General features: G+C 43.5%; 11 protein-coding genes. 1 reads left to right on the forward strand and 10 read right to left on the reverse strand.

Translation table 11 applies throughout. From position 1 onward, the window contains the following. Nucleotides 1–56 precede the first annotated feature (56 nt). The 5 genes from BUA17_RS24280 to BUA17_RS24300 form a co-directional block, all read right to left on the reverse strand. The gene (locus tag BUA17_RS24280) at nucleotides 57–533 is read right to left on the reverse strand and encodes a hypothetical protein (RefSeq protein WP_024630975.1); all 477 of its coding nucleotides are present in this window, start codon (nucleotides 531–533) and stop codon (nucleotides 57–59) included. Nucleotides 534–1,071: 538 nt separating this feature from the next. Continuing rightward, nucleotides 1,072–1,716, reverse strand: a complete 645-nt coding sequence (locus BUA17_RS24285) for a hypothetical protein (protein ID WP_072735295.1) — start codon at nucleotides 1,714–1,716, stop codon at nucleotides 1,072–1,074. 193 nt (nucleotides 1,717–1,909) lie between these two features. After that, the gene (locus tag BUA17_RS24290) at nucleotides 1,910–2,947 is read right to left on the reverse strand and encodes an NAD(P)/FAD-dependent oxidoreductase (protein WP_072735296.1); all 1,038 of its coding nucleotides are present in this window, start codon (nucleotides 2,945–2,947) and stop codon (nucleotides 1,910–1,912) included. 157 nt (nucleotides 2,948–3,104) lie between these two features. Beyond that, a complete protein-coding gene (locus BUA17_RS24295) occupies nucleotides 3,105–5,084 on the reverse strand; it encodes an AraC family transcriptional regulator (RefSeq protein ID WP_072735297.1) in 1,980 nt (659 codons plus the stop codon). A gap of 186 nt (nucleotides 5,085–5,270) precedes the next feature. Then, nucleotides 5,271–7,190, reverse strand: a complete 1,920-nt coding sequence (locus BUA17_RS24300) for an AraC family transcriptional regulator (RefSeq protein ID WP_170867929.1) — start codon at nucleotides 7,188–7,190, stop codon at nucleotides 5,271–5,273. A 233-nt stretch (nucleotides 7,191–7,423) separates the two neighbouring features. On the opposite strand from BUA17_RS24300, the gene BUA17_RS24305 reads away from it, so the two are divergent. Continuing rightward, the gene (locus tag BUA17_RS24305; RefSeq protein WP_072735299.1) at nucleotides 7,424–8,230 is read left to right on the forward strand and encodes a FlxA-like family protein; all 807 of its coding nucleotides are present in this window, start codon (nucleotides 7,424–7,426) and stop codon (nucleotides 8,228–8,230) included. 36 nt (nucleotides 8,231–8,266) lie between these two features. Here the strand turns inward: BUA17_RS24305 and BUA17_RS24310 are convergent, their stop codons facing one another. From BUA17_RS24310 to argR, 5 genes are all read right to left on the reverse strand, one after another. Beyond that, complete coding sequence (locus BUA17_RS24310; protein WP_139295727.1) at nucleotides 8,267–8,767, reverse strand: hypothetical protein; 501 nt, start codon at nucleotides 8,765–8,767, stop codon at nucleotides 8,267–8,269. A gap of 214 nt (nucleotides 8,768–8,981) precedes the next feature. Then, nucleotides 8,982–9,797, reverse strand: coding sequence for a sporulation transcription factor Spo0A (gene spo0A / locus BUA17_RS24315; protein WP_063565711.1), 816 nt, complete (start codon nucleotides 9,795–9,797; stop codon nucleotides 8,982–8,984). Nucleotides 9,798–9,989: 192 nt separating this feature from the next. Further along, complete coding sequence (gene spoIVB / locus BUA17_RS24320) at nucleotides 9,990–11,321, reverse strand: SpoIVB peptidase (protein WP_063565710.1); 1,332 nt, start codon at nucleotides 11,319–11,321, stop codon at nucleotides 9,990–9,992. A 120-nt stretch (nucleotides 11,322–11,441) separates the two neighbouring features. Further along, nucleotides 11,442–13,160: a DNA repair protein RecN gene (recN, locus tag BUA17_RS24325; protein WP_072735301.1), complete on the reverse strand. Its 1,719-nt coding sequence runs from the start codon at nucleotides 13,158–13,160 to the stop codon at nucleotides 11,442–11,444. A 57-nt stretch (nucleotides 13,161–13,217) separates the two neighbouring features. Next, the gene (argR, locus tag BUA17_RS24330) at nucleotides 13,218–13,667 is read right to left on the reverse strand and encodes a transcriptional regulator AhrC/ArgR (RefSeq protein WP_063565708.1); all 450 of its coding nucleotides are present in this window, start codon (nucleotides 13,665–13,667) and stop codon (nucleotides 13,218–13,220) included. Nucleotides 13,668–13,725: the final 58 nt, after the last annotated feature.

Consider the following 13,725-nt stretch of genomic DNA (forward strand, 5'->3'; position numbering starts at 1 on the left):
CTTTGCACACAAAAAAGCACCGCCTCACAGCGATGCTTCCCATTCGTCATCTCCCGCTAGTCCCGGGAAACAAAATATTTGTTGGTCATGTAGTAAGCGTCGCCACGCGACGTTTCTACCATTCCTTTTTTGGCATCCAAAAATACAATCTCTTTGCACTTGGTGCAATACCATTTGGTGCGCTTATATGGAGACTCCGTAACATATGCCGTGCCACATTTACAATCAATCTTCATTAATAACTCGGTTGATTTATATGCGCTGGACAAACGTTCCATGTTATCCTGCTGCTGTGTAGGCATAATTGTCTGCTGATAATCCGATAAATGATTCTGAACTTTAAAATCTGCTACCAATCCTGCATTCAATCCAAAAAACTCCTTGCCGATTTCGGTCACGAAGCGCTTCTCATTTCTGTAGCAATCCAGCCACTCAATAATCTGCTTATTTGACAGTGGAACCGTACCCTTGATACCGCTGTTTAAGGTGTAGGTCATGATGTATAAAGTATCGTCTTGTCTACCTGAGTACATTAGAATCCTCCTTCGAATACATTTGCTAATGTACTACAAAAACGCTCATAAATCAAAGCAATGTTATTTCCTGAGCGTATCTCTTCCTTATTAAATGGGTAACATTCCTCGATGTTCCGCCACTGATTTACAAGAACTGCATACACCTGCAACATTTCCCTGGGAAGTCGCATAATACACGATGGACTTCACTTTTTTACTACAGATGGAACAATATTGCCTCCTTTCCTTCCTGGGAGTGTAATCGGATAGGTTTACTACGTTTGAGTTTGATTTGAACCTGCGCACAAAGTTCAGCCATTTCATCTCTTTCTCTCTCTTCCTTGTTTGCCTTCTAAGGGGTGAATTGCTTATGCTTGGGCAAAAATTGATCCTGCATTGGTTATGTATACGATTCCAAGTTGTGCATGCCTATCTCATAATCTATTCGACGTTTTGAGCCTTTTTCCTGTTTTTGATCTCCACGCATACAAAAAAAACCGACAGAACCTGCCCCATCCTCTTGTATGAGAAAGGAACTTCCGTCGGTTAACTTGCCTTATTTATAAAACGTTCCAAGAACCTCAAGCGCGGGTGAGCGCTCAATTCGAAACGGATAGATGTATCCCTGATTCAGCTTCACAAACTTGCGACTCCACAGATCAAGTCCAGTTGTAAATTGGTACGCCTGATATATAAATTTGGAACAATAGTTCCGTTCAATGCTGCGCAGATTCGTCTGCAATCGATAGAATTTTACCTGCTTGTAATGATCCTGTACCCACTGCGCTGCCTTCACACCAGCCTGATTCAGACGGGAACGAAATACAATGAAACGATCCCCCTCATAAAAGCGAGTGATGTACCAATCCAAGGAATCGGCAAACACGGGCCCATAAGGGTGTACGTGATACACTTTACCGTCGAGTCCAATAATCCCCATGTGCCCGGCGTAATAAGTCGATTCCGAACTTGGCGTATATAAAATATCTCCTGGCTCCAGCTTCATTTGGCCCAAAGCGGTAATAGGCAAATCCTGATGCAGCCTTCTGGACGCTGAACGTGCGCGCCGGCCTTCCACCAGTAGTCGATGCATTTTTCCAGCAACAGCGAGATAGACTTCCGACCATTTGATGCGTTTTTTCTCACGGCCTTTGAACCACCGATGAATGAATGTGGATATACGTTGAAATTTTTTTTCCATATTGTGCACTCCACTCTAATCTGTTTGACGTTTCTTGCTGTTTTTCCTCACTTCTAAGGCTCATTATAGACAGTTGATGATGTATGTTCAATTCCGGTGCCTGTTCTATGTTGTGCAGTTCGTGGAGGTTCATACCGAAAATGGAAACAAAAAAAAGTAGTTCTGGCATTAGCCAGAACTACTTCGTTTGATTCTATTCTTCCACAACACCAAGTTCTTTATTTTTTTCCTTGAACCGGCTGTTATGGGAAGACACATAGGCAACTTTCTCCGCCTCAGGGTCCATATACAGTTTTGCACTGTTTATTGCGAGGGCCGCATCCGTAAATGTACCGGCAATCAGATACAGTTTACTTCCATAATCTACAAAGTCTCCTGCAGCGAAGACGCCTGGAATATTCGTTTGCAGCTTCTCTGTTGTTTTGACATGCCATTCACCAAGATCAAGTCCCCAATCCCGGAGCGGGCCAAAATCACTCTTCATGCCGTGGTTGACGATAATGGCATCCACATCAAGGACTTCACTCTCACCTGTCTCAACATGGGATATCGTCACTTGTTCGATGATCTCCCCACTTTGACTATGTAGGGTATCAACGGCGTATGGTGTACGAATATCCACTGAGGATTCTCTCATCCGCAGTACATTGCGCTCCAAACCGCCAAAGCGGTCACGACGATGCACAACCGTCACTTGCTCTGCCAGTGCTTCAAGCTCATTGGCCCAATCCACCGCGGAGTCACCTCCACCAGAGATCAGTACCCGTTTACCACGGAAAGGCTCCAGCTCCTGTACTGTATAGTGAAGATTGGTAACCTCATAACGGTCAGCACCTTCAAGCTCCAGCTTGGCCATTTTATATATACCATACCCGATCGCCAATATGACGGTACGTGTCCAGTGTTGTTCTCCTGTATTCGATGTCAGCAGAATCGTGCCATCAGGCTGACGCTCAAATCCTTCAATTTGCTGTTCAAACACAATCGTTGGCTCAAATGTTCTAGCCTGTTCTTCCAGCTGTTTAATCAAATTTTCACACAGAATCGGGGTGACGCCGCCAACGTCCCAGATCATTTTTTCTGGATAAAAGAGCATGCGACCACCCAATTTATCCCGCGCCTCAATCAACTTGGTCTTCATATCACGCATCCCGCTGTAAAATGCAGAATACATGCCGGCAGGTCCCCCGCCGATAATTGTTACATCATATAATTCCAAATGCTGATCCATGTAGTTACCTCCATCAGTTCGATCCAAAGCGCTCGACTATTTGATATCGATTCTCATTATCACTCTTTTCCTAGTCTAATGTGAAACTTATCAAATTACAATGGCTAAAATTCAAACATTTCTTATACAAAACTACCATCGGTTATTTATTTGTTGATTACTTAACTTTGGGAGCTGCCAGTAGATGCTCGACAACGAAATCGATTTGCTTGTTGATGGAATAGATATCCGAGTAATAGAAGAAATCAAAATCAATCTCGATTAAACGGCCTTCTTTGATAGCGGGTATGCTATTCCAAATTGGATTATCGTTAAGGTTATCTGCCCCTTCATATACCGAACGAAACACGTAGTCTCCCATATACTCAGGAAGAACTTCCATGGACAAGGTCGAACCTGCCGCGTCGGAAACGACGTCAATTTTTTTCTGGACCGCTTCAGGTGCTTTCATTTCCAAGTACTCATATATAGCCTGAGATCCTCGGCCGTATTGCTTACTTTCTACAATGACCATCTCTTTCAGCCCACCCTCGACGATGGAGGCCGTTTTGTCCAGTATGCCTGCATCAGCAAGCTTTTTCTTGCTCTCTTCAACTTTACTGTTAAGATTGTCGATTAAAACGTCTGCTTCCTGTTCTTTTCCGAAAATGCTAGCGATACTATGAAGTCTTTCTTCCGTTGTCAATTTCTCATATGGGACATACACAGTTGGTGCAATATCTTTTAATAGCGTGTAAGTCTCTTCTGAAGGAACAATGATCAAATCCGGGTCCAGATCAATGACAGCCTCAGGGTTTGGTTCGAACCAGGTGCCTAGTGAATTTACCCCTTCAAGCTCATTCTTATATGCAGCCCCATCAAATACGTCAGACGTCGCAATAGGCTTAATTCCAAGCGCTACAACATCTCCTTGAAGATAAAGTACAACCACCCGTTTAGGATTTGCCGGGACAACAACATCACCTTTAACCGTGGAGACCGTGCGTGTTCCATTTTCATTGTTCGTTTGACTACCTGAATCTGATGATGAAGATGCGGCTGTGCTCGTAGATGAGTTCGTATTCGTGCCTTCCCCCGTAACTGTTGTTGTTGTAGAGCCAGCGGAGCATGCCGATAAAAGCATTGTGATGCTTAAAAGTGCAACCAAAATCATGCTGGAGCTTGTTTTTCTTCTTTTCATTGATGTAGACCCTCCGTCTATATATTGATAATGATTCTCATAATCAATATATCCTCGCTTCCATCTCCAGCCAATGGACGATTCGGAGAATTGTAATGGACGATCCTCTGCAAGGGTCTGGTCTCTTATTTTCCGCTGATAGAGTGTGGGGGACAGGCCCACATGTTTTTTGAAAATACGGCTGAAATAATACACATCCGTGTATCCCACTTCTGCCGCGATTTCGCGCAGGGTTGCATCGGATCGCACAAGCAGATTCCGGGCCTTGGTCAGTCTCGTTTGAATGAGATAATCAATCGGACTGTGTCCTGTCTTCCTTTTAAATTGCATAGATAAATGACGGGAGCTGTAGTTGAATTGTTCAGCCAGAAAATCCAGAGTCACCTGTTCCCTATAATGCTCCTGGATGTAGCGAAGTGTTTGCTCAATAGGGTCTGGAGGCACTGTTCTGACTTCCTGCTCTGCCAATTGAAACAACAGCTCATGAATAAATTGGTAGAACAAACTTTTTACTTGCAGCAAGTCCAGTCTGCTCGCCTGATCCCACGCTTTCTCCAGTTCTCCAAAATAGCGCAATATAGCAAGAGGATTGCTCGGCGTAAATCCATATTGCAAAGAGAACGGAGCAATCTGAGGAGGTTGTGACAACCGCCATGTTTTACGATGAGTTGGGAACGCAAGGAATGCCCTGTAGAACAGCAAGTAATATTCAAACTTTTCGCTCACCCGAATATCCAGTGATGATCCTTTACCACCATGCAGAATACAGAATCGCTGTGCTTCGTGTGTTTTCCCATCCAATTTAAGTTGAGCTGCACCCCGAATGCTGTATATAAAAGCGTTTGCCGGAAGCAAATAGGACTCCTGTATCTCCCCTGCCTCCATGGCGATCCGGCGTATATCCAGAATTTTAACAGCCGCGTGATTCCAGCTTTGCATCTGTTCGTTTAATTGCATCGATTACTCTCCAATCCCAGTCTCACCAGGAACAAGACCTTGTGCAGGTCATTATTCTGCAAACCATCCTCTAACCGAAGCTTTATAGTGGTTCACTATCATTCCTTCATTATAGATGATAATAATTTTCATTATCAACTGTATTTTGACCAGGATTCAATTTCATCAACCAATGATCCGAAAGATTTACTTTTGATCCGCTGTCTTCGTGAACCAAGCTGCCAATTCCTCGGTCTGATCCAACGTTGCAATAGGGTCAAAGTACCATGAACGATCCGGACTCCAGATAAACACACGATCATTCTTAACGGCATCAAGCGAACTCCATACTGGCTTGGATTTCAATTCCTCCAAAGTTAGGTTGTCTCCCGTAAGAATAATGTAATCACCGGCAAATTCGGGTATGGATTCGGACGAGACTTCAACAAGCTGATCTTTCATTAATATCTCTTTTTTGTCTGCCGGAGGATTCAATCCGAGAGCACTGTACACAGCTTGACCTCCACGCCCAAAATTATCACCAAAGGCTAACGGTCCTTTATCGTAAAATTGCATAACGGATACTTCTGCATCTGCATCGATTGCTTCACTTACACGCTTCTTGGCATCCGCAATTCGTCCGTCGTAATCGGCCAACCATGACTCAGCCTCTTTTTCTTTGTTCAACGCTTTACCAAAATAAGCGATCTCTTCATGGGTATTTTTCAACTCTCCATAAGGAACAACAAGCGTAGGCGCAATTTTGCTAAAAGAATCAAACAAATCAGGATCACCTGTGACAATCAGATCTGGTTGAAGTTCCAACACCTTTTCAAGAGAAATGGTTTCGTATTCACCAATATTCTCTACGCCCTCAAGTGATTTGATAAAATAGGGGTTTTTCAAGTTCATTTCCGGTGTACCGACTGGCTTGATTCCCAAAGCAATCAGGCTTCCTAAATATAAATCCACCACAATTCGCTTGGGTTCAGCCGGGACCGTAATATCTCCCTTGACCGTCGAGATGATCCGAGGCTCGGAATTGTTCGATTGGCTATCGGCGGTTACTGTGCTGGTAGCACTCGAAGTCCCTTTGCTTCCCGATGTTTCTCCCCCAGAATTACTAGTTGCCCCTGTCGAGCAGGCACTCAGCAGTAAAGTGAGACTTAATAAAATACTAAGCAGCATTCCTGTTCTTGTCTGTCTATTCATGTACAATGACCCTCCGTGTTTATATTGATAATGATTATCATCATCGTTATAAACATACCTTCCAGCTCTTCCACTGGAAATGTCATTTCGCGCCAAGGTCGATGTCAGATCAGGCCATTTTAGGGGTACAGATGTTTTCTCCTTGAACTGAAGCGGAGAAACACCTGTATGTTTTTTGAACATACGTCCCAGATAATATCCGTCCGGATAACCGATGCCTGCTGCAATCTCATCTAATGTAGCGTCGGTATGCAGCAGCATCTCCTTGGCCTTGAACAAACGGAACTGAATCAAATAGTCGATTGGACTATAACCCGTGGCCTGTTTGAACTTGCGGGACAGACTTCTGGGACTGCTGCCGACCTTCTCCGCCAAAACATGCAACGTTAGGGGCTCAGCATAAGAGGATTCCACAATTTTGATGACTTTGCTGACCTGATTCGTAATGGAATAACGAGTTGCAGCATGAGGAATTTGTGCTGATACTTGCTCTACAAAAGGATAAAAAAGACTTTTTGCCTGAAAATGATGTATGGGGTTCTTTTGATTCCATAAAGCGTGTATCTGTTTTACTTGCTCATACAGCACAACAGGTGACTCAGGGGCAAAACCATAGGTTAGCTGAAATGGATTCATGTGCTCCATCATGTTGCCCAAATCGGTTCTTCCTCCACTTGGCAAGCTTGATTTGTACATAAGGTAAAACAGGTTTAATCCAGATTGTCCAGCTTCAATATGCAGCACGCTTCCTTTTCCACCATGAAGAACATAAAAACGACTCACTTCATGCTTCTGGTCGTTTATGGTCACATAGGCTTTACCCTGGATGGTGAATACAAACGTGCTCGCAGGAAATTTATATGTTAGCTCCTCGGTTGGCCCTAACTCCATATAACGTATATCCGCAATACTCACAGCAGCATAGCTCCAGAGTATGTAATAATTATTCCACATTTCATTAACCCAACTCCGTCTAAATAGATTGACTAAACAGCCCTTCACTCATTGATAACCATTATCAATCATTATTAGCAAGTAAGCAACACACAAGTGAAAGTGAACTTATTACCAGCGTATCTTCATTTGCTTCTCGTAACATCCGATATATGTAAGTAGATCCACGATATAACGAAGAAGGGGAAAAGACCATGAATTCAATTTCACCTGCCTCCAAAAGCAGCTTCACCCCCGGGAGCCAAGTCTCCAGTAGAGATAAGGAAATTCAGGGACTTATGCAGCAGAAGGTTAGGCTTAATGAAGAAGTACAAGCTGTAAAATCCAATGATGAACTGGACACTAAAACCAAAGCAGCACGAATCAAATCATTAACGAGCTCCATTACGCAAATCGACACGCAGATCGCCCAGATCAAAGCAGAGGAAATGGAGGAAAAGAACAAATTAAAACAGCCTGAGAAGACCAAAGAACAACAGCCCCAGCGCAATGACGAAGCTCAACCCCCATCCATGGACCATCTAATTAAGCACAGTCAGACTTACGATCAGTTAGGTAAACTGGTCGGTTTGCGAGATCGCATGAACAGCTCCATACAAACCATTGAAGGTGAAACCAAGTTTGACCGACTGGTTCTGGAGATTAATGCTGGCAATGATGCTGGCAAATCGATGATGCTTGAAAATGCTGAACGTACGGTATTCCAGAAAAAAAGAGAAATCGTGCAGGACATCAGCTCCCAAATGAGCAAAGTAGGTCAGAAGATTGGAGATTTGATGAAAGAGATACATCAGCCTGAGCCAAAAGAATCCGTTTCGTCTCCTACACCTTCATCCTCTGTGGAAAAGGAAAATCAGGAAGTCGTTGAGGGAAATAAGGCTGAAAGCAAATCGAAGAATTCCAATGGTACGCAGAATGATAAAGACCCAGGAAAAACTCAAGAGACTCAATCAAATAAATCCCCTGCCCCTTCCTTTACATCGCTCGACATTCGGGTTTGAACAGGTGACAGAGGTGATATGTAGTTTCAGACCATATTAAAAAATGGATGTTGATTCACCATATATTTTTTTATAGTAGGCATATGTCTGAGCATAATCTAAAAAAGCTCCCGACAGCTTTCGAAGCACATAACGATCATTCTGCAACAAATAATGAGCACTGGCTGCGTTCTTGAACAAAAATACGAGCTCATTGTCGGAAACAAACAGGTTCACATTTATTCCACTGCTAAGAATGAAGCGCTGCAGATCTTCATAAAGTCCAATAGTATACTTATTAGCATCATTTGTAGAAAAGAAGAAATCTAAGCTGTCACTATGATAAGAACCGTTTTTAGTAAAAGTGACATTGGCTGACCAGCCATCAAAATCAAAAGTTAGTACTTCTTCACTCTTACTTAACCATTGCTCATCTGAATATTTTTTTAAATTATCAATATGAACTATTTCTTGACCAAAATAACTCATCAAATTACCTGCTTCGAGATACTTAGAAAAGATTAGTTGTGAAATTTCAGTTTTATTCAGTAGATTCATCTCCTTTGCACTTCTTTTAAAGCATTAAAATTTATTTCATTATAACAAGAGTAGAGAGGTAAACGCCTCCTACATGTATAAAAAACCGTTACAAAAAGGCTATTTAAGCCCGATTGTAACGGTTTTTTAGGTTTCATTATTTATGTTAAATCATAAATTTCAATCTGCTCATACATAAGTAATCAAGAATTATTATATATCATTCCTGATCCTTTCAGGACACCTTATTCTCAATTCTAAGCTTGTCAGCGACCATCGCGATGAACTCGGAGTTCGTCGGTTTCGACTTGCTGATATTGATGGTATAACCAAACAGGTGGCTGATGCTGTCGATGTTACCACGTGTCCAAGCCACTTCGATAGCATGACGAATGGCTCGTTCGACGCGAGACGGCGTTGTTTTGAACTTTTCGGCAATCGCTGGGTACAATGTTTTCGTGATAGCACCCAAAATTTCGATATTGTTATACACCATAGTGATGGCTTCGCGTAAATACTGATATCCTTTAATATGCGCAGGAACGCCGATTTCATGTATGATGGACGTAATGCTTGCATCCAAATTTTTGTGTTTACCCATCGGCACCACGTTGGACTTGTTCATAAACATCGATGAACCGCCACCACCGCCTGTGGAGATCGTGGTTTGCGTGCCAACCAGTTGACGTACACGATTCGCGAGTACTTCCATGTCAAATGGTTTCAGGATGTAATAAGAAGCTCCGAGTTGCACGGCACGCTGCGTGATATTCTCTTGTCCGAAAGCCGTAAGCATAATGACTTTGGGCTGTGGAGACAGATTCAGGTTGCGCAGACGCTCCAGTACACCCAGTCCATCCAGGTGAGGCATAATAATATCCAGAATAAGTACATCCGGTACATCGCGAGTCTGCTCCAGCAACTGCAGCACTTCTTCTCCATTGTAAGCAATTCCGGTTACTTCCATATCTTCCTGTTCGGATATATATTCGGCAAGCAAATTCGTAAATTCACGATTATCATCGGCCAGCAATACCTCAATTTTTTGCAAAACGGTATCCTCCTTTAATTTAAACATCGTTTCGTACATTTCCTTACAGGTTAAATTTTCGACACAGGGGAGGAAATTCCTTCTGTCGAAAATTATTTTTCTTTATTTTTTTTTCTCATTGCTATATAATAAATAATTTATTTCATTATCCGATATTATATGTTTCCATTCGACAAAAAAACCTTAAGGAGGTTATCCCGCCTTAAGGTTTTTTGCATTATCCTTTTTCATCATGACTCCTGCATCTTGTAACATCCACTCAATGAAGCAGCCATAACCTGATTTCGGATCATTGACAAACACATGGGTCACGGCACCGATAAGTTTACCATTTTGCACAATGGGGCTACCACTCATGCCTTGTACAATGCCTCCGGTCTTATCCAGCAGCTTCGGATCTGTGATTCGAAGCACCAGACCTTTGGTCGCCGGTTCGGATTGGTCTGCTACGTGAACAATATCAATCGAGAAACGCTCCACCTGCTGACCCTCAACAACTGTGAGAATTTCTGCAGGACCTTCTTTTACTTCATGGGAGAAAGCAACAGGAATTCCTTTTGAATACAAACTATGTTCAGGATTTCCGGACATTTTACCAAAGATACCAAAAGCCGTATTACGTTCAATATTGCCCAAAATTTTGCTTTCTTTCAGGAAATGAGCTCGTTTTTCACCCGGATCACCGGATTCACTCTTAGAGATTGACGTTACATTGGACTGAACAATCTGACCACTACCGACAACGATGGAGGTCTGCGTGTTCATATCCGTGATGACATGTCCTAGAGCGCCATATACGCCTTGATCTGGAGCATAGAAGGTTAATGTTCCTACACCCGCGGCGGAGTCACGAATGTACAAGCCAAGCCTCCAGGCTTTGTCTTCCGCGTCATAAGCCGGTGTCAAACGGGTTTTAACCGTTTCTTTACCTCGTTTTAAAACGACATCAATTCCTTTTTTGCTCTTGCCTGCAAGCTCAACAGCTTCAGCTACACCCGATACACCATCAAGGCGTTTACCGTCCATATGGGTAATCAGATCTCCAAGCTTGATGCCTGCTGATTCTCCAGGGGATACACGTTCATCTTGTCCAGAACGGACCAGATGGTGCCCTACAACCAGAATACCTGCAGATTTTACTTTGACGCCAATGGTTTGTCCCCCGGGTACTACACGCAAATCCGGAATCACATTTACGTTAACTGTTTTTACCGGAATTTTGCCCCACAACTTCAACGTTAATTTGGCATGTCCCGTTTGTTGGGGATGAAGATGCAAAGGTTGTTGCTTCGTTACATGGACCGCAGTTTCTTTCCCATCAAAACCGACGATATCAGGACGATCCACAACAGCACTTGAAGCAGCCGGTACAGCGAGATGAACGTCAGCCTGCCTGCCTGCAAATACCTGAAGTTCATCAGGCAATGAAGCATAACTTTGCACAGGCTGAATGGCCTGGCTGATCACACATAGAAAGAAGGCAAATAAAAGACCTAGCAATTTCTTCCTGAGGGGGGAATTCAATGGCTGTCACACTCCCTTTGCTTCTTTCGCTTGACGAAAGGTGGTCGCCAATTGCGTACCTATAAGATAACCTCGCCCCCAGGCTTTTATTACTGTCAATCATTACGCCAGCCGCTCGTTTCACCCTTTTTTGGCTTCCGCCAAATTCAGCATTTCCTGTGCATGATGCAGCGTTTTTTCTGTAATTTCCACACCGCCGAGCATACGTGCCAATTCCTTCACTCTGCCTTCGTCTGACAGCGATTCCACTTGTGTCATCGTGCGCCCGTCATACACATGCTTTTCGATGAGATACTGATGATCCGCCATACAAGCGACCTGTGGCAAGTGAGTAATAGAGAAAACTTGGCAAGTGGAGGACAGACGGTATAATTTCTCCGCAATGGATTGTGCTGCTCTTCCGCTCACACCTGTATCCACCTCGTCAAAGATCAACACCGGAATCCGGTCATGACGTGCGAAAATACTCTTCATCGCCAGCATCATTCGGGACAACTCACCACCGGAAGCAATCTTACCAAGCGGACGTAAAGGCTCACCTGGATTCGGAGAGATCAGGAATTCCGCATTATCTGCACCCTGACGCGTAAGGCGAATGCGACGCCCATTCCATTCGATCCCTTTTGCATCTTCAAAAGGAGTAATTTGAACTCGTAACGTCGTTCTCTCCATCTGCAAATCCTTCAGTTCACTTTCCACCTGCGCTGCAAGTTCCTCTGCACATTGTTTACGAACCCGGCTGAGTTCCTCCGCAGACTCCATGACTAATTTGAGCAATTTGTCACGTTCATTACGCAGCTTCTCCAAACGTTCATCCTTGTTCTCCAACTGGTCGGTTTCATGGCTAATTTGTTCATAATAATTCAAAATAAGTTCCACACTGTCACCGTATTTCCGTCTGAGGCCAGAAATCAGATTCAGTCGCTGTTCCACTTCTTCCAATCTACCCGGGTTAAATTCGATCTTCTCCCGATAATCACGCAACTGAAACGTCGCGTCTTCCAACTGATAAAATGCTGACTGGAGCTGTTCAACAATAGGCTGCAAGCCTTTGCTATCATATCCTGATATATCTTCAATTCGTGACAGCGCGATACTTACAGCTTCTAACCCACGTTGACCGCTAAGCAGATCATACGCACCAGCAACACTGTCCATCATTTTCTCACTATGGGATAGTTTGACCCGTTCTTCTCCGAGTAATTCATCCTCACCCTGCGTTAAAGAAGCAGCTGCAATCTCTTCAAGTTGAAAACGGTACATGTCCAGCAATTGATACGCACGTTGACTGGATTCCTGAAGTGCACGCAGTTCTTTTTCCGCCGTAATAAATTTACTGTATCGTTCTTGATATTCCGTCTTGACTGGACCGATGATTGCTGCCCCGTATGTATCCAGAAGCCCCAGATGACTTTCTGCGCGCAACAAACTTTGATGTTCATGCTGTCCGTGAATATTGATTAATTTTTCTCCGACTTCACGGAGCATCGTTAAATTGACCAATTGGCCGTTAATACGAGATGTACTTTTGCCTTGGGTATTCAGTTCCCGGCGGATCACCAGATGCTCCTCAGGCTCACAATGGATGCCAAGCTTCTCTAACGTTACCCATACCGGATGGCTAGGCTCCATTTCAAACAGAGCCTCCATCTCGGCCTTCCCACATCCATAACGGATCAGATCGGCAGAGCTTCGTCCACCTGCAATCAGACCCAAGGCATCAATAATGATCGATTTACCCGCTCCTGTTTCACCAGACAAGACATGAAATCCCGGGTGGAAAACAACATCAACTTCTTCTACAACAGCCAGATTACGAATCGATAATGTAACTAACATCTGCAAAAACACCTCCGGATGACTCACTCAGAAATTATGTTTTTGAACCATTATATTCTAGGATATATAACCCATAATCCGCTCGATTACGGTCACGCTGTTACTTTCCGTCCGGCAGATAATGAGTATGGTATCATCTCCACAGATGGTGCCCATCACTTCCGTCCATTCAATATTATCGAGCAAGGCAGCAATGGAGTTAGCTGTGCCAGGCAAACACTTCATTACGACCAGATTGTTTGTATGATCGATGTGTAAGAAGTTGTCCACAAGGGCACGTTTCAGTTTCTGAATCGGATTATATCGTTGGTCTGTAGGTAGCGAATACTTATATCGTCCATCGTCCATTGGAATCTTGATTAAAAGAAGCTCCTTAATATCCCGTGATACAGTGGCTTGAGTCACCTGGAATCCGGATTTACGCAAAGCTTCAACCAGATCATCCTGGGTTTCAATTTCGTTTTGACTAATGATTTCACGTATCTTAATGTGTCGTTGTCCTTTCATACATGCCTCCAGTTAAAAGTTCAATGTATTGCAATAAAACGGAAAATTCTAATTTCCA

The organism is Paenibacillus sp. ov031, assembly GCF_900143165.1.
GTDB classification, from domain to species: domain Bacteria; phylum Bacillota; class Bacilli; order Paenibacillales; family Paenibacillaceae; genus Paenibacillus; species Paenibacillus marchantiae.

Excerpts from the sequence above, each read along its gene's own strand:
- recN (WP_072735301.1), bottom strand. The coding sequence starts at position 13,160 with ATGTTAGTTACATTATCGATTCGTAATCTGGCTGTTGTAGAAGAAGTT.
- BUA17_RS24280 (WP_024630975.1), bottom strand. The coding sequence starts at position 533 with ATGTACTCAGGTAGACAAGACGATACTTTATACATCATGACCTACACC.
- BUA17_RS24290 (WP_072735296.1), bottom strand. The coding sequence starts at position 2,947 with ATGGATCAGCATTTGGAATTATATGATGTAACAATTATCGGCGGGGGA.
- BUA17_RS24295 (WP_072735297.1), bottom strand. The coding sequence starts at position 5,084 with ATGCAATTAAACGAACAGATGCAAAGCTGGAATCACGCGGCTGTTAAA.
- BUA17_RS24305 (WP_072735299.1), top strand. The coding sequence starts at position 7,424 with ATGAATTCAATTTCACCTGCCTCCAAAAGCAGCTTCACCCCCGGGAGC.
- BUA17_RS24285 (WP_072735295.1), bottom strand. The coding sequence starts at position 1,716 with ATGGAAAAAAAATTTCAACGTATATCCACATTCATTCATCGGTGGTTC.
- BUA17_RS24310 (WP_139295727.1), bottom strand. The coding sequence starts at position 8,767 with ATGAATCTACTGAATAAAACTGAAATTTCACAACTAATCTTTTCTAAG.
- argR (WP_063565708.1), bottom strand. The coding sequence starts at position 13,667 with ATGAAAGGACAACGACACATTAAGATACGTGAAATCATTAGTCAAAAC.